This is a genomic window from Kitasatospora sp. NPDC101447 (assembly GCF_044767225.1).
Taxonomy (GTDB): domain Bacteria; phylum Actinomycetota; class Actinomycetes; order Streptomycetales; family Streptomycetaceae; genus Kitasatospora.
The window spans coordinates 84,164-102,527 of sequence record NZ_JBIWNL010000010.1; the positions used below are offsets into that span (position 1 = coordinate 84,164).

Sequence of the window (18,364 nt, forward strand, 5' to 3'; positions counted from 1 at the left end):
CAGCCCCGTGTCCGCAACCGCAGCACGGATCACCGCCGTCGACACCTTCGACATCCGCTTCCCCACCTCGCGGGAGCTGGACGGGTCCGACGCGATGAACCCCGGGTCCGACGCGATGAACCCCGACCCCGACTACTCCGCCGCCTACGTCGTCCTGCGGACCTCCCACGACGGCCCCGAGGGCCACGGCTTCACCTTCACCATCGGGCGCGGCAACGACGTCCAGGTGGCCGCCGTCGACGCGCTCCGCCCGCACGTCCTCGGACGCCCGGTCGCCGACCTGTGCGCCGACCCCGGCTCGCTCTACCACGACCTGATCGGCGACAGCCAACTACGCTGGCTGGGACCGGAGAAGGGCGTGATGCACATGGCCATCGGGGCCGTCGTCAACGCGGTCTGGGACCTCGCGGCCAAGCGGGAGGGCAAGCCGCTCTGGCAGCTTCTCGCCGACGCCGAGCCCGAGTGGCTCGTCTCCCAGATCGACTTCCGCTACATCGCCGACGCCCTCGACCCGGCGGAGGCGCTGGAGCTGCTGCGCCGCGGGAAGGCCGGCGCCGCCGAACGCACCGCCGAACTGCTCCGCCGGGGCTACCCCGCCTACACCACCTCCCCCGGCTGGCTGGGCTACGACGACGTGCTCGGGCACGCCACCATCCGGCGCGGGGTCAGCCCGGTGAAGGTCGCCACCGGCGAACACGCGCAGAACCGCGTCGTCTTCAAGCAGCTGCTCCAGGCCGGTGCCATCGACGTCCTCCAGCTGGACTCGGCCCGGGTCGGCGGCGTCAACGAGAACCTCGCGATCCTGCTGCTCGCCGCGAAGTTCGGCGTCCCGGTCTGCCCGCACGCCGGCGGCGTGGGCCTGTGCGAGCTCGTCCAGCACCTGTCCATGTTCGACTTCGTCGCCCTCACGGGCACCACCGAGGACCGCGTCATCGAGTTCGTCGACCACCTCCACGAGCACTTCCTCGACCCGGTGGTGATCGCCGACGGCCACTACCGCGCGCCCACCCTCCCCGGTTTCTCGGCCGCCATGCACCAGGATTCACTGGACACCTACCACTACCCGCACGGCTCCTTCTGGGCCGCGGAACCGACGCCGAACCAGGAGGCGGGCGCATGACGACCGCGGAACTCGACGGACTGACGGCACTCGTCACCGGTGGCGCCTCCGGCATCGGCCTCGCCACCGCGTCCCTGCTCGCCGAACGCGGCGCGCGGGTCGCCGTCCTCGACCTGCACCCCGGAACGGTGCCGGAGCCGCTGCTGGGCTTCGCCGTCGACGTCACCGACGACACCTCCGTACGGACCACCGTCGCGGCGACGGCCCGCACCCTCGGCGGAATCGACATCCTGGTCAACAACGCGGGCATCGGCGCGGTCGGCACCGTCGCGGACAACTCCGACGAGCAGTGGCACCGCGTCCTCGACGTCAACCTGCTCGGCGTCGTCCGCACCACCCGCGCCGCCCTGCCGCACCTGCGCCGCTCCCGGCGCGCCTCGGTGGTCAACACCTGCTCCATCGCCGCCACCGCAGGCCTCCCCCAGCGCGCGCTCTACTCGGCGACCAAGGGCGCCGTCCTGGCACTCACCCGGGCGATGGCCGCCGACCACGTCCGCGAGGGCATCCGGGTCAACTGCGTCAACCCCGGCACCGTGGACACCCCCTGGGTGGGACGGCTGCTGGACGCCACCGACGACCCGGCCGCCGAACGTGCGGCGCTGAGCGGCCGCCAGCCGCACGGACGCCTCGTCACCGCCCAGGAGGTCGCCGCCGCCATCGCCTACCTGGCCTCCCCCTCGGCCGGCAGCACCACCGGCACCGCGCTGCAGGTCGACGGCGGGATGGCGGGGCTGCGGCTGCGTCCGGAGCCCCGGCCGTGACCGCGCCCCTCCGGACCCTCGGGCGCAGCGGGGTCGCGGTCGGCGAGCTCGCCTTCGGCGCGGCGGGCATCGGGAACCTCTTCACCCCGGTGACCGACGCCGACGCCGAGCAGGCCGTCGCCGCCGCCTGGGAGTGCGGCGTACGGTACTTCGACACCGCCCCGCACTACGGCCTGGGCCTGTCCGAGCGGCGGCTCGGCCGCGCCCTGCGCGGCCGGCCCAGGGACCAGTACGTCCTGTCCACCAAGGTCGGCCGGCTGCTGCGCCCGGCACCGGAGCCGGCGGGCGACGACCTCGCCCACGGGTTCGCCGTCCCCGCCACCCGGCACCAGGTCTGGGACTTCAGCGCCGTGGGCATCCGCCGCTCGATCGAGGACAGCCTGGAGCGCCTCGGCCTGGACCGGATCGACGTCGTCTACCTGCACGACCCGGACGACCACGCGGAACAGGCACTCGCCGAGGCGTACCCGGAACTGGCCCGGCTGCGCGCCGAGGGCATGGTGGGCGCGATCGGCGTCGGGATGAACCAGGCCGAGCTCCTCACCCGCTTCGTCCGCGAGACCGACCTCGACGCCGTCCTGCTCGCGGGCCGCTACAGCCTGCTCGACCAGCGAGGGCTCACCGAGCTGCTGCCGCTGGCCGCCGAACGCGGCGTCGGCGTCGTCATCGGCGGCGTCTTCAACTCCGGCCTGCTCGCCGACCCGCGCCCCGGGGCCACCTTCGACTACGCCGCCGCACCCGCGGAGCTGATCGCCCGCGCGCTGGACCTCAAGGCCGTCTGCGAGAAGCACGGGGTGCCGCTGCGCGCCGCGGCGCTGCGCTTCCCGTTCGGGCACCCCGCCGTGGTGAGCGTGCTGGTCGGCACCCGCAACGCCGGCGAGGCCCGGGACGCCGCCGCCATGCTCCGGCACCCGGTCCCCGACGAGCTGTGGGCGGAACTGAAGGACCGCGATCTGCTCCCACCGGACGTCCCGACCCCGCAGGAGGCACCCTGATGCGCGTCGCGCTGTTCATCACCTGCTTCAACGACACCCTGTTCCCCGGCACCGGCCGGGCCGTGGTGAGCGTCCTCGAACGGCTCGGCCACACCGTGGAGTTCCCGCAGGACCAGACCTGCTGCGGGCAGATGCACGTCAACACCGGCTACCGCGCGGACGCCGTCCCGCTGATCGCCCGGTTCGCGCGCGCCTTCGGCGAGTACGACGCGGTCGTCACGCCGTCCGCGTCCTGTGCCGGGCTGGTCCGGGAGCACCACCCCGCCCTCGCCGAGCAGTACAGCCCCCCGGAGCTGCGTCGACAGGTCGCCGAACTGGCGCCCCGGGTCCACGAGTTCACCGAGTTCCTGACCGACGTCCTCGGCGTCACGGACGTCGGTGCGCGCTTCCCGCACCGGGTCACCTACCATCCGACCTGCCACTCGCTGCGCGGGCTGCGCCTCGGCGACCGGCCGCAGCGGCTGCTGCGCGCGGTCGAGGGCCTCGACCTGGTCGAACTCCCGGCCGCCGACTCGTGCTGCGGATTCGGCGGCACCTTCGCCGTCAAGAACGCCGCGACCTCGGGCGCGATGCTCCTCGACAAGGTCGACGCCGTCCTGGAGACCGGGGCCGACGTCCTGTGCACGGTCGACAACTCCTGCCTGATGCACATCGGTGGCGGCCTGTCCCGGCAGGCCGCCCCGGTGCGGACCATGCACCTGGCCGAGATCCTGGCCACGACCGAAGGGGGACGCCCATGACCGGAAAGGTGCCCGCGACCACCCCGGGTGACCGCGGCGTGGTGTGGCTGGGCTCGCCGTCCTTCCCGGACGCCGCCCGGGAAGCCCTCGGGGACACCCGGTTGCGGGCCAACCTGAAGCGGGCGACGACCGTCATCCGCGACAAGCGCCTCGCCGCGGCCTCCGAGCTGGACGACTGGGAGGAGCTGCGCGCCGCCGCCGACGCCGTCAAGACCCGGACCCTGCGCCACCTCGACCACCATCTGCTGCGACTGGAGGAGACGGTCACCGCCGCCGGCGGAACCGTGCACTGGGCGGCGGACGCGGCGGAGGCCAACCGGATCGTCACCGAGCTGGTCCGAGCCACCGGCGAGCGTGAGGTGGTCAAGGTCAAGTCGATGGCCACCCAGGAGATCGGCCTCAACGAGCACCTGGCCGAAGCCGGCATCACCGCGTACGAGACCGACCTCGCCGAGCTGATCGTGCAGCTCGGCGACGACCGGCCCTCGCACATCCTCGTGCCCGCGATCCACCGCAACCGCGGCGAGATCCGCGACCTGTTCGCCGCCGAGATGGGCACCTGGGGCCGCCCCGCACCCGACGGCCTCAGCGACGACCCCAAGGCACTGGCCGAGGCGGCCCGGCTGCACCTGCGGGAGAAGTTCCTCACCGCCAAGGTGGCCGTGTCCGGTGCCAACTTCGCCGTCGCCGACACCGGCACGGTCATGGTCGTCGAGTCCGAAGGCAACGGAAGGATGTGCCTCACCCTCCCGCAGACCCTGATCACCGTCATGGGCATCGAGAAGGTCCTCCCCACCTGGGCCGACCTGGAGGTGTTCCTCCAACTGCTCCCCCGCTCCTCCACCGGCGAACGGATGAACCCCTACACCTCCGCCTGGACCGGGGTGACCGACGGCGACGGACCGCAGGACTTCCACCTCGTCCTGCTCGACAACGGCCGCACCGACACCCTCGCCGACACCGTCGGCCGCCAGGCCCTCGCCTGCATCCGCTGCTCCGCCTGCCTCAACGTCTGCCCGGTGTACGAGCGCACCGGCGGGCACGCCTACGGCTCGGTCTACCCCGGGCCGATCGGCGCCGTCCTCACCCCGCAGCTCGTCGGCGTCGGCAGTGACACGAGGAGCAGCGCCGCCACGCTTCCGTTCGCCTCCACGCTCTGCGGGGCCTGCTACGACGCCTGTCCCGTGAAGATCGACATCCCGAAGCTGCTGGTCCACCTGCGGGCCGAAGTGGTCGAGGCCGGGGGACGATCGGCGGAGTCCCTGGCGATGAAGGCCGCCGCCACCGTCCTCGACTCCCCCGCGCTGTTCACCGCCGCCCAGAAGGCGGCCTCGCTCGGCGGCCGGGCCCTCGCCCGGGGCGGGCGGATCGGCCGGCTGCCCGGACCGCTGCGCGGCTGGTCCGACAGCCGCGACACCCCCGCACCGCCCGCCGAGTCCTTCCGCACCTGGTGGCGCAAGAACAGGGAGAGCGATCGATGAGCAGCCGTGAGACCGTCCTCGCCCGCATCCGGGCCGCCCTCGCCGACGTCCCCGCCGACGAGGGCCCGGACGACCTGCCCGTACCCCGCTCCTACCGGCGCGGCCACACCGCCCCCGGGCAGGACCTGGTGGCCCTGTTCGCCGAACGGGTCGCCGACTACCGCGCCACGGTCACCCGGACCGGACCGTCCGGACTGCCCGGGGCGATCGCCGCCGCCCTCGCCGCGCGCGGTGCCGGGCGGCTGGCGGTGCCCGCCGGCTTCCCGGACGACGCCCTGCCGTCCGGGGCCTGGGAGTGGCACCGGGAGCCCCTGGACGTCTCCGCCCTGGACGCCCTCGACGGCGCCGTCACGCTCGCGGCCGTCGGCATCGCCGTCACCGGCACCGTCGCCCTGGACACCGGGCCGGGCCAGGGCAGGCGCGCGCTCACCCTCGTCCCGGACTACCACCTGTGCGTCGTCCGCGCAGAGCAGATCGTCGACGACGTCCCCGCGGCGCTCGCGCGCCTCGACCCGCGGCGGCCGCTGACCTTCGTCTCCGGCCCGTCGGCGACCAGCGACATCGAACTCGACCGGGTCGAGGGCGTCCACGGGCCCCGGACCCTGCACGTCATCGTCGTCGACACCACCGACACCCCCGACACCACCGACGGCACCCTCCACACGACCGTCGGCACCGTCGGCACCACCGGCGCCACCGTCGGCGCCACCGACCCCGAGCCTGTGGAGCAGCCATGAGGATCGCCCTGCACACCCGCGTCCGTGCGGACCGGATCGAGGAGTACGAGGCCGCGCACCGCGAGGTGCCCGCCGAACTCACCGACGCCGTCAGGGCGGCCGGCGTGAGCTCCTGGACCATCTGGCGCAGCGGATCCGAGCTGTTCCACCTGCTGGAGTGCGAGGACTACGGCCGGCTGCTCGCCGAGCTGGAGGACCTGCCGGTCAACATCGTCTGGCAGGCGCGGATGGCCGAACTCCTCGATGTCGTCCACGACTACTCGGCGGCCGGTGCCGCGGCCGGACTCCCCGTGGTGTGGGAGCTGTGACCTCCGCCCGGCCCGGCCTCGGCGGTTCCCGGATACGCCGAGGCCGGGCCGGGCGGAACCCTTATGCTGCGACGATCAGATGACCGGGAAAGGCGTAGCTGTGCCAGTCACCGACGAGGCGATCGAGAAGATCAAGGCCATGATCGTGAGCGGCGAGCTCCGCCCCGGGGCGAAGCTCCCGAAGGAGGCCGACCTCGCCGACCGGCTCGGCCTGTCCCGCAACTCCCTGCGGGAGGCGGTCAAGGCCCTCTCCCTGATCCGGGTCCTCGGCGTGCGCCAGGGCGACGGCACGTACGTGACCAGCCTGGAGCCCGAAGTCCTCCTGGACGCCCTGGGTTTCGTCGTCGACTTCCACCAGGACGACACGGTGCTGGAGTTCCTGGAGGTCCGCCGCATCCTGGAGCCCGCCGCCGCCGCGATGGCCGCCCGGGTCATATCCGAGGAGGACATCGCCGCGCTGGGTGACGTGCTGGAGAGCCTGGCCGAGGACGCGTCGCTGGAGGAACTCATCGCCAACGACCTGGAGTTCCACCGCAGGATCGCGGCCGGGTCCGCCAACACCGTGCTCTGCTCGCTGATCGACGGCCTCTCCGGGCCCACCATGCGCGCGCGGATCTGGCGCGGGTTGACCGAGGAGGGCGCGGTGGCCGGCACCCGCCTGCAGCACCGCGCGATCTTCGACGCCATCGCCGGCCGCCGCCCGGAACTCGCCCACGCCTGGGCGACCGTGCACGTCGCCGGGGTCGAGCAGTGGCTCCGCGACACCCTCGGCGAGGCCGGATCGTCCCTCGGCGAGGCGGCGCCGCCCCTCGGCTGACAGGGGGTGGACGTCCCCGGAAGCGGGCCCGGCACCCGGGACTCCGGGCTCCGTCCCCCGGTCAGCCCACCGGCAGCAGGGTCGGGTCCGCCATGATCCGGCGGACCGTGGTCAGCGCCGCACCCAGCAGCGGACCGCGCCGCCCCAGCGCGGACGGGCGCAGCGCCTCCGGGGCCCACGGCCGCACGGTGACCCGGGCGGCCAGCTCGGCGCGCACGGACGGGAGCAGCCAGTCGGCGAGTTCGGCGTAGGCGCCGCCGAGGACCAGTCCGTCCGGATCGATGAGCTCCACGGCCGAGGCGAGGGCGAGGCCCAGCGCCTGCCCGGCGCGGTCCAGCGCCGCCAGGGTGGGCGCGTGCCCGGCGGCCGCGCGCTCGGCCAGCAGGGCGATCGGGTCGCCCGCCGGGGCCGCTCCGGCCCCGGCGGCACCGCCGTACTGCGCGAGGCCGGCCTCGCGCAGTACGGCCGCCTCGCCCGCGTACTGCTCCAGGCAGCCGCGGGCACCGCAGGCGCACTCCACGCCGTCGGGCCGGATGGGGATGTGGCCGAGTTCGCCGGCGAAGCCGCGGGCGCCCCGGAACAGCCGCCCGTCGATGACCAGGGCGGCGCCGATCCCGGTCTCGGCGGAGACGTGGACGAAGGTGTCCACGGCCTGCTCGGCGGTCCAGTGTTCGGCCAGCGCCCCGAGGTTGGCCTCGTTCTCCGGTTCGGGCACGGTGTCCGGGTCGGGCCAGTGGTCGGCGAGCCGGACGCCGTGCCAGCCGAGGTTGGGCGCGCGCTCGACCAGTCCGCCGGGCCCGTTCGGCACCACCCCGGGCACGGCCAGGACGCGGCCCTCGACCCGCAGGCCGAGGCCGGCGGCCTCCGCCTGCGCCTCGGCTGCCAGCGCGGCGGCCTCCGCCAGGACCCGCCCGGCCGGCCGGCCCGCGTTGACCCCGTCCACCCGACGCCACACCCGGGGCTCGCCGCGCAGGTCCACCACGCACGCGCCGAGGTGGTTGACGCCGATCTCCAGGCCGAGGCCGGCGGGGCCCTCGTCGGTCACCGACAGCGCGCGTCCGGGGCGACCGACCCTCCCGTCGGGCGAGGTCTCCGCCTCGGTCAGCGCACCCCGCCCGATCAGCTCGTCGACCAGCGACGAGACGGCCGCCCGGGTCAGGCCGACGCGTCCGGCGACGTCCGCGCGGGACAGCGGGCGGGGCAGCGAGCCGTGTGCGGCGACCGCGCCGAGGACGACCGAGAGGTTCCGCCGTCGCATGTCCTGTTGCGACGCGGGCCCGCTCCCCGGAAGGCCCTTCGCCTTGCCGACCACGGTCACGCGCCGCCCCTCCTAGCGATCGTCGGCCGGAGCTCCCTGCAGGTCCCCGGCCCGACGCAGGGTATCGCTGATCCGTTCGAGTGCCTCGTCGTCCCGCTCCACCGGGTCCAGCACCGGGCCCCGCGCCGTCTCCCCCTCCGCTTCACTCCCGGCGGCCACTGCTCCGCCGCTATTCCGCCGAGAAGCGGTAGACCGTCCTCGACCGGTACTTCTCGCCCGGGCGGAGCAGGGTGGAGGGGTAGTCGGGCCGGTTGGACGAGTCCGGGAAGTGCTGGGTCTCCAGCGCGATGCCCGCGTACGCGGTGTACCGGCGGCCGGAGCGGCCGATCAGCGAGCCGTCGAAGTGGTTGCCGGTGTAGACCTGGAGGCCCGGCTCCGTGGTCAGGCACTCGATCTGCCGGCCGCTCGCCGGGTGGCTCAGCACGGCGGCCCGCCGGAACCCGCAGCCGTCGAGCACCCAGGTGTGGTCGAACCCGCCACCGGCCGCCCGGAGCTGGGGGTGCTCCGCGGTGACGCACCCGGCGATCCTGCGGGCGCGGCGGAGGTCGAACGGCGTGCCCGCGACCGGCTCGACCGGGCCGAGCGGGATCAGGTCCCCGTCCACCGGGAGGTACCCGGCGGCCTCGACGCGCAGCAGGTGGTCGAACACCGTCCCGCCGCCCTCGCCGGCCAGGTTGAAGTACGCGTGATTGGTGAGGTTGACGACCGTCGGGGCGTCCGTGGCGGCCTGGTAGGTGATCGAGAGCTCACCGTCGGAATCGAGCAGGTACGTCACCTCGGCGGTGACGGTTCCCGGGAACCCCTGGTCCCCGGCGGGGCTGCGCAGGCGGAAGCGGACGCCGACCTGCCGGTCCGCCCGGACCGGAACGCCGTCCCAGAGGCGGGTGGCGAAGCCGTCCGGGCCTCCGTGCAGGGTGTGTCCGGTGAGCTGGGTGTCCAGCCGGTACATCACGTCGCCGAGTCGCAGCACGCCGCGGGCGATCCGGTTGGCGTAGCGGCCGACGGTCGCGCCGAGGTACGACGCCTGGCCGAGCAGGTCCTGCACGCTGCCGCCGGCGAGGACCACGTTGGCCTTCCGCCCGGCCCGGTCCGGCGCGTTCAGGGCCTGGAGGCGGGCGCCCAGGCTGAGCACCTCGGCCGTCACCCCGGCCCGGGAGCCGAACGTCCAGCGGGTGATGCGCCGGCCGTCCGGCATGGCCGCGGCGACCTCCTGGGTCACCATCAGGTCACCGGGGGAGACGAGGACGTCTCTGGGCACGGGCTGCTCTCCGTTCGACGGGGTGCGGTAAGGGGCTGCACGGGACTGCGGAGCAGGGTTCGGGGAAAGGGGTGACGCCCGCCGGGTGGGCGGGCGTCGTCGCGCGGGGGACTGCGAGGGTCACAGCCCTTGGGCCAGCCGGTGGTAGGCCTGGTTCCAGCGCAGTTCCTTGGTGAAGCGGCGCATCGTGGTGTCGTCGTCGATCACCAGGAGTTCGACGCCGAGCATCTCGGCGAGGTCGTCGAGCTCCTCGGTGCCGAGCGCGCCGGAGAGCACGGTGTGGTGCGGGGCGCCGGCGGTCAGCCAGGCCTCGGCGGAGGTCTGCAGGTCCGGGCGCGGCCGCCAGACGGCACGGGCGACGGGCAGGTTGGGCAGCGGCTCCGGCGAGGGGACCACGTCGACCTCGTTGGCGACCAGCCGGAAGCGGTCGCCCAGGTCGGCGAGGCCGACCACCACGGCGGGGCCGGGCTCGGCGTCGAAGACCAGGCGGACCGGGTCCTCGCGCCCGCCGATGCCGAGCGGGTGGATCTCGCACGAGGGGGTGTCGGCGGCGATGCTCGGGCAGACCTCCAGCATGTGCGCGCCGAGGATCAGCTCGCTGCCGAACTCCAGGTGGTAGGTGTAGTCCTCCATGAAGGAGGTGCCTCCGGCCAGCCCGGTGGAAGCCACCTTGAGGGTGCGCAGCAGGGTGGCGGTCTTCCAGTCGCCCTCGCCGCCGAAGCCGTAGCCGTCGGCCATCAGCCGCTGCACCGCCAGGCCGGGCAGCTGGCGCAGCCCGCCGAGGTCCTCGAAGTTGGTGGTGAAGGCCTTGAAGCCGCCCTGCTTCAGGAAGCCGCGCAGGCCGAGCTCGATGCGCGCGGCGTAGCGCAGCGAATCGTGGCGCTCCCCGCCGGCCCGCAGTTCGGGCGCGAGGCGGTAGCTGTCCTCGTACTCCTTGGCCAGCGTGGTGACGTCGGCGTCGTCCGTCGCGTCCACCGCGGCGACCAGGTCGTTGACGCCGTAGGTGTTGACGGAGACGCCGAAGCGCAGCTGCGCCTCGACCTTGTCCCCCTCGGTGACGGCGACGTCGCGCATGTTGTCGCCGAAGCGGGCGAGCTTGAGGCCGCTCAGTTCGGCGCGGCCGGCCGCGGCACGGGACCAGGTGGCGATCCGGGCGGCCACGGTCGGGTCGCTGACGTGCCCGGCGACGGTCTTGCGGGCCACTCCGAGGCGGGACTGGATGAAGCCGAACTCGCGGTCGCCGTGGGCGGCCTGGTTCAGGTTCATGAAGTCCATGTCGATGGAGTCCCAGGGGAGTTCGACGTTGGCCTGGGTGTGGAGGTGCAGCAGCGGCTTGCGCAGGGCGTCGAGTCCCGCGATCCACATCTTGGCCGGGGAGAAGGTGTGCATCCAGGCGATCAGGCCGATGCAGTCGTCCGCGGAGTTGGCCTCCAGGCAGACCCGGCGGATGGCGCTCGCGTCGGTGAGAATGGGCTTCCAGACGATCTCGACCGGTACGGCGGCGTCCCGGTCGAGGGCTGCGGCGATCCGCTGGGACTGCTCGGCGACCTGCCGCAGCGTCTCCTCGCCGTACAGGCCCTGGCTGCCGGTCAGGAACCAGACCTCGCGGCCTTCGAGTGGCTTGGTCATGGGGTGGCTCCTCACCGGCCCTGGGGCTGGCCGTAGACGTTCTGGTAGCGGAAGTTGAGACTGTCGATGTCCGCCTGGGCGATCGGCAGCGGTTCGCCCAGCTGGCGGGAGAGGTGGACGGTGCGGGCCACGTCCTCGCACATCACGGCGGCCTTGACCGCCGCCTTGGCGTCCTTGCCGATGGTGAAGACACCGTGGTTCTGCATCAGGACGGCGGGCGAGCGGTGGCCCTTGAGGGTGTCCACGATGCCCCGGCCGATCGAGTCGTCGCCGATCAGGGCGAAGGGGCCCACCGGGATCTCGGCGCCGAACTCGTCGGCCATCGCGGTGAGGACGCAGGGCACGGCCTCGCCGCGCGCCGCCCAGGCGCTGGCGTAGGTGGAGTGGGTGTGCACCACGCCGCCGACCTCGGGCACGTGGCGGTAGACGTAGGCGTGCGCGGCGGTGTCGGAGGAGGGTGCGTGGTCACCCTCGACGACGTCGCCGTCCAGGTCGCAGACGATCATGTTCTGCGGCGTCAGCTCGTCGTAGGAGACCCCGCTCGGCTTGATGACGAGCAGGTCCTCACCCGGGACGCGGGCGGACACGTTGCCCGCCGTCCACACGACGAGGCCGTAGCGGACGAGTTCCCGGTGGAGGTCGCTGACCTCGCGGCGGACGGCGTCGACGGTCGCGTTCACAATGCCTCGCTCGGGGTGGTGAGGGCGGCGTTCCGGATGTCACGCAGGCGGTGCAGGAGCTTGTCGGTGCCCCGGCCGAAGTGGTCGTGCAGCGCGCGGTACTCGGCGAAGAGCCGGTCGTAGGTGTCGGCGGCGGCCTGCCGCGGCCGGTAGGCGTCCCGGTGCACCCGGCCCATGGCGGCGGCCGCGGTCCGTACGTCCGGGTACGCTCCGGCGGCGACGGCGGCATGGATGGCGGAGCCGAGGGCCGGGCCCTGCTCGGACTCCGCGACCGAGACCGGGCGGCGCAGCACGTCGGCGTGGATCTGCATCAGCAGGGCGTTCTTCTTGAGGCCGCCGGTGACGATGAACTCGGTGACGGGGACGCCGCCCCGTTCCAGGGCCTCGACGATGACGCGGGTGCCGAAGGCGGTGGCCTCCAGCAGGGCCCGGTAGATCTCCTCCGGACGGGTCGCCAGGGTGAGACCGACGATCACCCCGGACAGGTGGTGGTCGACAAGGGTGGAGCGGTTGCCGTTCATCCAGTCGAGCGCCACCAGTCCGTGCGCGCCGACGGGTTGGTCGGCGGCCTTGCGGGTGAGCAGCCGGTGCAGGTCCTCGCCGTTCGCCTCGGCCTCGGCCAGGTAGTCGGCGGGCACGCCCTGGCGCAGCCACCAGGCGAAGATGTCGCCGACGGCGCTCTGGCCGGCCTCGTAGCCGTAGGAGCCGGTGACGATGCCGTCCTGGACCACGCCGCAGATGCCGGGGACGTCGGCGAGCGTCGCGCCGTTGACGACGTGGCAGGTGGACGTGCCCATGATGGCGAGGAGTCGGCCGTCGTCGACGGCCCGGGCGGCCGGTGCGGCCACGTGCGCGTCGACGTTGCCGGCGGCGACCGCGGTGCCCTCGGGCAGGCCGGTCCACTCCGCGGCCTGCGCGGTGAGCCCGCCGACCCGGGAGCCGAGCGGGGAGAGCGGGTGATCCAGGCGGGTGCGGGCGAAGTCGGCGAAGTCCGGGTGGAGCGCCCCGAGGTACTCCTCGCTGGGGTAGCTCCCGTCCTGGTGGATGCCCTTGTAGCCGGCCGTGCAGGTGTTGCGGCTCTCGGCGCCGGTGAGCTGCCAGACGATCCAGTCGGCGGCCTCGATCCAGCGGGCGGTCGCGGCGTAGACGGCCCGGTCCTCCTCCAGCACCTGGAGGGCCTTGGCGTACTGCCACTCGGCGGAGATCCGGCCGCCGTAGCGGGAGATCCACTTCTCGGCGCGGGCGTGGGCCAGAGCGTTGATCCGGTCGGCCTGGGGCTGGGCGGCGTGGTGCTTCCAGAGCTTGGGCCAGGCGTGCGGGCGGGACGCCCAGGCGTCCGTCTCGGCCAGCGGGGTGCCGTCGGCGAGCACCGGCAGGACGGTGCAGGCGGTGAAGTCGGTGGCGATGCCGATCACGTGGGCGGGGTCGACACCGGCGGCGGCGAGCGCGGCGGGGACGGCGGTGCGCAGCACCTCACGCCAGTCCGCCGGGTGCTGGAGCGCCCAGTCGGGCGGCAACACCTCGGCGGTGCCGGGGAGTTCGCGTTCGATGACGGCGTGCGGGTAGTCGTGGACGGCGGTGCCCACTTCCTCGCCGTCCCGCACCCGGACGACCACGGCGCGGCCGGAGAGGGTGCCGAAGTCGACGCCGACGACGTACCGGTCCGGGTCGGGGGCGGCAGGGATCACGGTCACGTTCTCATCCTTCGTACGGGAGGCGTGCATTGGTGCCTGTCGCCGGTGCGTTCCTCAACCGGGGCAGGGCGGGTGCGCACCGGCGACAGGCTTCGTTCCGCTACCTCTCCCTCATCAAGGGCGGAACGGGTGACCGTCGGCCGGACGCACAGAAGCGGGATGGCGGCGACCCGGCCGACGGAGCGGGAAGGAGCGTCATTGTTAACGCTCACATGCAGTGTTAGCGCTAACAAACGTGCTGTCAAGGCAGGTTCACGGCAGGAACCCTGGAAAGCGGACGATCGAGGCGAAGACGCCGCGGATCGGTCACCGGTAGCGGTACCGGTGACCGTCACCGGTTCAGCGCCGCACGGCCGGGCCCGTGCTGCGCCGCAGCACCAGCTCCGGGGAGATCTGCAGATGGGGCGACGAAGGCGCGACACCCTCCAGTTCCCCGACGAGCAGCTCCAGGGCCCGCCGGCCGAGCTCGCCGAAGTCCTGCCGCACGGTGGTCAGCGGCGGGATGAAGTAGGCGGCCTCCGGGATGTCGTCGAAGCCGACCACGCTGATGTCGTTCGGGACCGACCGACCGGCCTCGTGCAGGGCCCGCAGCAGGCCGAGGGCCATGTGGTCGTTCGCACAGAACACGGCGGTGACGTCGCGCAGTTCGGCGATCCGCAGGCCCGCCTGGTAGCCCGAGCGGGCGCTCCAGTCGCCGCGCTCCACCTCGGGCACGGGGGCACCGGCCGCCTGCAGCGTCGACCGCCACCCCTCCTCCCGGTCCTGGCTCTCCAGCCAGTTGGCCGGCCCGGCGAGGTGGTGCACCGTGCGGTGGCCGAGGTCGAGCAGGTGCCTGGTGGCCTCCCCGGCGCCGTAACGGTTGCCCACCGACACCATGGGCAGCTGCGTCTGGTTGCCCGAACCGACCGCGACGAGCGGCACCGAGCTGGAGAGCCGGGCCACCGCGCTGACGGCGGAGGTCTGCGGCGCGATCACCACGACGCCCTCCACCCCCTGGTCGCGCAGCCGGTCGACGGCCTCCTGGACCGAACGGCCGTCAAGGGAGCGCAGACTGGTCACGCTGACGAAGTACCCGGCGCTGCGCGCGGCCCGCTCGATTCCGTCCAGCATCGACGCGGGGCCGTACAGGGTGGAGTCGAAGCTGACCACCCCGAGGGTCTGCGAGCGTCGGGTGACCAGTGCGCGGGCGGCGGAGTTGGGCCGGTAGTCCAGCTCCCGGATCGCCGCCAGCACCCGGTCCCGGGTGTCGGGCCGCACGTGCGGGGCGCCGTTGAGCACCCGGGACACCGTCTGGTGGGACACCCCCGCCAGTTTCGCCACGTCCGCCATCACGGGCAGGCGCGATTCCGCCCCGGCACTATCGGTTCCCACTCGCAGTTCCCTCCTCAGGCTGCGGACCAGCGTACGCGACCAGGTCCGGACCAATCCGTCACCCTCGGTTCAACCGGCGGCCCCCCTTCATACCAGCAACGCCGGCTGCTCACAGGTGCCGACATTGCCAAGTTAACGCTCACGAAGACTCCACGGGGAAGATTGCCGGGATCACCGGTCGGCCGGCCGCGCGACGGCAGCGAATGGTGAGCGGGTCGCCACTCGGCGCGTTCGGTTCGGGCTCGGGGTGGGGTCACAGCGGGACCGGGGTGCGCGGCTCGGAACCGGGGCGCTCGGCTCGGGACCGGGGCGCTCGGCTCGTGACCACGGCGCGACCGGTCGCGGAGCGCCCGCGCGTAGGCCCGCAGCCCCCCGGCGTCACGTGGTGCGCCACCGCGCGGGCCGATTCCCTCCGCTTCGGGCCTCCAGGACTTCGGGGAGCCCGACCAGGAGCTCGACCGCGCCGGAGAGCTGCGCCCACGCCGGCCGACGGGACACTGGAACCCAACGGTGATACCGCGCCCCTTGACGCCACTCTTGTGAGCGTTAACACTCATGTCACGCCAGGCCAGAGCTACCGCAGCCCGCCGTTCCACAGCACCGGGAACCGCTCCGGCCGGCCCCGCCCGACCGCTCCCGGTCGCCTGACCTGGGTCGCTCTGTGCCGGTCGCGGAACATCATCACTGGAGGAACTTGTGCGGAAGCTTTCAGCGGGCCTCGTCGCGGTGGGCCTGACGCTCTCGCTGGCGGCCTGCGGCCAGAGCGCCAACGGTGCCGGCGACGGTACGGCCAAGGGCGACACCAAGGGCGGGCTCGTGGGCATCGCGATGCCGACCAAGTCGTCGGAACGCTGGATCAACGACGGCACCAACATGGTCAAGGAGTTCCAGTCCAAGGGCTACAAGACCGACCTGCAGTACGGCGACAACGTGGTCGAGAACCAGGTCTCCCAGGTGGAGAACATGATCACCAAGGGCGCCAAGCTGCTGGTGATCGCCGCCATCGACGGTTCCTCCCTCACCAACGTGCTGCAGAAGGCCGCCGACGCGCACATCCCGGTCATCTCCTACGACCGGCTGATCCGGGGCACCCAGAACGTCGACTACTACGCGACCTTCGACAACTACAAGGTCGGCGTCCTCCAGGGCGGCTACATCGCCGACAAGCTCGGCCTCAAGGACGGCAAGGGCCCGTTCAACGTCGAGCTGTTCGCCGGCTCCCCGGACGACAACAACGCCACCTTCTTCTTCAACGGCGCGATGAGCGTCCTCAAGCCGTACATCGACCAGAAGAAGCTGGTCGTGCAGAGCGGCCAGACCGAGTTCAACCAGGTCGCCACGCTGCGCTGGGACGGCGCTCTCGCCCAGTCCCGGATGGACAACCTGCTGAGCAAGGCCTACACCGGCGCCCACGTCGACGCCGTGCTGTCGCCGTACGACGGCATCTCGATCGGCATCCTCTCCTCGCTGAAGGCCGTCGGCTACGGCACCGCCAAGTCCCTGCCCATCGTCACGGGCCAGGACGGCGAGCTGGCCTCGGTGAAGTCGATCATCGCGGGCGAGCAGACCCAGACCGTCTACAAGGACACCCGGCAGCTCGCCAAGGCCGCCGTCCAGATGGGCGACGCCCTGCTGACCGGTGGCAAGCCCGAGGTCAACGACACCACCCAGTACGACAACGGCGCGAAGACCGTTCCGGCCCAGCTGCTCCAGCCGGTCAGCGTCGACAAGGACAACTACCAGAAGGTCCTGGTCGACGGCGGTCAGTACACCGCGGACCAGCTCAAGTAGCCCGCGGGGCCCGGTCGACGGGCCCCGCGCCGACACCCGCGGTGCGGAACCCGGGCTCACCGAGCCCGGGGCCTCCTCCCCCACCGCACCACCCCGAACGATACGGAAGCACACCATGGCTGGACCGGTTCTCGAAATGCGGTCGATCAGCAAGTCGTTCCCCGGCGTCAAGGCGCTCTCCGAGGTCAACCTGAGCGTCGCCGCCGGTGAGGTGCACGCCATCTGCGGTGAGAACGGCGCCGGCAAGTCCACCCTGATGAAGGTGCTCAGCGGCGTCCACCCGCACGGCGGTTACGAGGGCGAGATCCTCTTCGAGGGCGAGCCCTGCCGGTTCAGGGACATCCGAGCCAGCGAGCAGCGCGGCATCGTCATCATCCACCAGGAACTGGCCCTGGTGCCGTACCTGTCCGTCGCCGAGAACGTCTTCCTGGGCAACGAGCACGCCACCCGGGGCATCATCAGCTGGCACCGCACGCTCACCCACGCCGCCGAACTGCTGCGCCAGGTCGGCCTGGACGAGAGCCCACACACCCGGGTCGCGGACCTCGGTGTGGGCAAGCAGCAGCTGGTCGAGATCGCCAAGGCGCTCGCCAAGAAGGTCAAGCTGCTCATCCTGGACGAGCCGACCGCCGCGCTGAACGACGAGGACAGCCGCAAGCTGCTCGACCTGATCCTCGAACTCAAGGCGCAGGGGATCTCCTGCATCATCATCTCGCACAAGCTGAACGAGATCGCCCGGGTCGCCGACTCCGTGACCATCCTGCGCGACGGACGGACCATCGAGACGATCGCGATCGGCCCGGAGGGCATCTCCGAGGACCGGATCATCCGCGGCATGGTCGGCCGGGACCTGGAACACCGCTATCCCGAGCGCACTCCCGAGATCGGTGAGGTCGCCTTCGAGGTCGAGGACTGGACCGTCCGGCACCCGATCGACCAGCAGCGCACCGTCGTGGACGGCGCCTCGCTGAACGTGCGGCGCGGCGAGATCGTCGGCATCGCCGGGCTGATGGGCGCCGGCCGCACGGAACTCGCGATGAGCGTCTTCGGCCGCTCGTACGGGCGGTGGAGCGGCGGGCGGGTGCGGCTGCACGGCCGGGAGATCCGCACCCGGACGGTGCCGGAGGCGGTCGGGCACGGCATCGCCTACGTCACCGAGGACCGCAAGCACTTCGGTCTGAACCTCATCGACGACATCAGCCGGAACATCTCGCTGAGCGCGCTCGGCAAGGTCGCCCGGTACGGCCGGGTCGACCGGCACGCGGAGAGCAGGGTCGCCGAATCGTTCCGGCGGACCATGAACATCAAGGCCCCGACGGTGTTCACCCGGACCGGCACGCTCAGCGGCGGCAACCAGCAGAAGGTCGTCCTCAGCAAGTGGATCTTCGCCGAACCGGAGGTGCTGATCCTCGACGAGCCCACCCGGGGCATCGACGTCGGCGCCAAGGCGGAGATCTACACCGTCATCGCCGAGCTGGCCGCCCAGGGCAAGGCCGTGCTCGTCATCTCGTCCGAACTCCCCGAACTCCTGGGCCTGTGCGACCGGATCTACACGATGGCCGAAGGCCGGATCACCGGCGAGGTCGCCCGTGCCGAGGCCACCCAGGAAAACCTCATGCGGCTCATGACCATGAGCACCGCATCCAGCAACGAGCAGGTGTGAG

General features: G+C 72.6%; 16 protein-coding genes. 10 read left to right on the forward strand and 6 right to left on the reverse strand.

Features of this window, described 5'->3' with window-relative positions:
• Positions 1 to 7 precede the first annotated feature (7 nt).
• The 8 genes from ACIRST_RS17150 to ACIRST_RS17185 all read left to right on the forward strand — a co-directional run bounded on the left by ACIRST_RS17150 (position 8) and on the right by ACIRST_RS17185 (position 6,959).
• Positions 8 to 1,120: an enolase C-terminal domain-like protein gene (locus tag ACIRST_RS17150; RefSeq protein WP_402802956.1), complete on the forward strand. Its 1,113-nt coding sequence runs from the start codon at positions 8 to 10 to the stop codon at positions 1,118 to 1,120.
• Positions 1,117 to 1,881 (forward strand): SDR family NAD(P)-dependent oxidoreductase, encoded by a 765-nt coding sequence (locus tag ACIRST_RS17155; RefSeq protein WP_402802957.1) that lies wholly within the window; start codon positions 1,117 to 1,119, stop codon positions 1,879 to 1,881. Before ACIRST_RS17150 ends, ACIRST_RS17155 begins: the two co-directional genes overlap by 4 nt.
• A complete protein-coding gene (locus ACIRST_RS17160; protein ID WP_402802958.1) occupies positions 1,878 to 2,876 on the forward strand; it encodes an aldo/keto reductase in 999 nt (332 codons plus the stop codon). Before ACIRST_RS17155 ends, ACIRST_RS17160 begins: the two co-directional genes overlap by 4 nt.
• A complete protein-coding gene (locus tag ACIRST_RS17165; RefSeq protein ID WP_402802959.1) occupies positions 2,876 to 3,616 on the forward strand; it encodes a (Fe-S)-binding protein in 741 nt (246 codons plus the stop codon). The genes ACIRST_RS17160 and ACIRST_RS17165 overlap by 1 nt, the downstream gene beginning before the upstream one ends.
• Positions 3,613 to 5,097 carry a LutB/LldF family L-lactate oxidation iron-sulfur protein gene (locus ACIRST_RS17170; RefSeq protein ID WP_402802960.1) on the forward strand — a complete coding sequence of 495 codons (1,485 nt, stop codon included), beginning with the start codon at positions 3,613 to 3,615 and terminating at the stop codon, positions 5,095 to 5,097. Before ACIRST_RS17165 ends, ACIRST_RS17170 begins: the two co-directional genes overlap by 4 nt.
• On the forward strand, positions 5,094 to 5,834 hold the full coding sequence (locus ACIRST_RS17175; protein ID WP_402802961.1) for a lactate utilization protein C: 741 nt from the start codon (positions 5,094 to 5,096) through the stop codon (positions 5,832 to 5,834). The genes ACIRST_RS17170 and ACIRST_RS17175 overlap by 4 nt, the downstream gene beginning before the upstream one ends.
• Positions 5,831 to 6,142, forward strand: coding sequence for an L-rhamnose mutarotase (locus ACIRST_RS17180; RefSeq protein ID WP_402802962.1), 312 nt, complete (start codon positions 5,831 to 5,833; stop codon positions 6,140 to 6,142). The genes ACIRST_RS17175 and ACIRST_RS17180 overlap by 4 nt, the downstream gene beginning before the upstream one ends.
• 100 nt (positions 6,143 to 6,242) lie before the next feature.
• Positions 6,243 to 6,959 (forward strand): FadR/GntR family transcriptional regulator, encoded by a 717-nt coding sequence (locus ACIRST_RS17185; protein ID WP_402802963.1) that lies wholly within the window; start codon positions 6,243 to 6,245, stop codon positions 6,957 to 6,959.
• Between the two features lie 61 nt (positions 6,960 to 7,020).
• Here ACIRST_RS17185 and ACIRST_RS17190 read toward each other — a convergent pair whose 3' ends face one another.
• The 6 genes from ACIRST_RS17190 to ACIRST_RS17215 all read right to left on the reverse strand — a co-directional run bounded on the left by ACIRST_RS17190 (position 7,021) and on the right by ACIRST_RS17215 (position 14,867).
• On the reverse strand, positions 7,021 to 8,217 hold the full coding sequence (locus ACIRST_RS17190; protein WP_402802964.1) for an ROK family protein: 1,197 nt from the start codon (positions 8,215 to 8,217) through the stop codon (positions 7,021 to 7,023).
• 229 nt (positions 8,218 to 8,446) lie between these two features.
• Entirely contained in the window at positions 8,447 to 9,535 is a 1,089-nt protein-coding gene (locus tag ACIRST_RS17195) for an aldose epimerase family protein (protein ID WP_402802965.1), read from the reverse strand.
• A gap of 120 nt (positions 9,536 to 9,655) precedes the next feature.
• A complete protein-coding gene (gene araA, locus ACIRST_RS17200) occupies positions 9,656 to 11,164 on the reverse strand; it encodes an L-arabinose isomerase (RefSeq protein ID WP_402802966.1) in 1,509 nt (502 codons plus the stop codon).
• Positions 11,165 to 11,175: 11 nt separating this feature from the next.
• Positions 11,176 to 11,844 carry an L-ribulose-5-phosphate 4-epimerase gene (locus ACIRST_RS17205; protein WP_402802967.1) on the reverse strand — a complete coding sequence of 223 codons (669 nt, stop codon included), beginning with the start codon at positions 11,842 to 11,844 and terminating at the stop codon, positions 11,176 to 11,178.
• Entirely contained in the window at positions 11,841 to 13,538 is a 1,698-nt protein-coding gene (locus ACIRST_RS17210) for a ribulokinase (protein ID WP_402802968.1), read from the reverse strand. The genes ACIRST_RS17205 and ACIRST_RS17210 overlap by 4 nt, the downstream gene beginning before the upstream one ends.
• A gap of 339 nt (positions 13,539 to 13,877) precedes the next feature.
• Positions 13,878 to 14,867: a LacI family DNA-binding transcriptional regulator gene (locus tag ACIRST_RS17215; protein ID WP_402803021.1), complete on the reverse strand. Its 990-nt coding sequence runs from the start codon at positions 14,865 to 14,867 to the stop codon at positions 13,878 to 13,880.
• A gap of 738 nt (positions 14,868 to 15,605) precedes the next feature.
• On the opposite strand from ACIRST_RS17215, the gene chvE reads away from it, so the two are divergent.
• Together chvE and mmsA are read left to right on the forward strand one after the other, a co-directional pair.
• Entirely contained in the window at positions 15,606 to 16,700 is a 1,095-nt protein-coding gene (chvE, locus tag ACIRST_RS17220) for a multiple monosaccharide ABC transporter substrate-binding protein (protein WP_402802969.1), read from the forward strand.
• A 115-nt stretch (positions 16,701 to 16,815) separates the two neighbouring features.
• A complete protein-coding gene (mmsA, locus tag ACIRST_RS17225; protein ID WP_402802970.1) occupies positions 16,816 to 18,363 on the forward strand; it encodes a multiple monosaccharide ABC transporter ATP-binding protein in 1,548 nt (515 codons plus the stop codon).
• Position 18,364 lies beyond the last annotated feature (1 nt).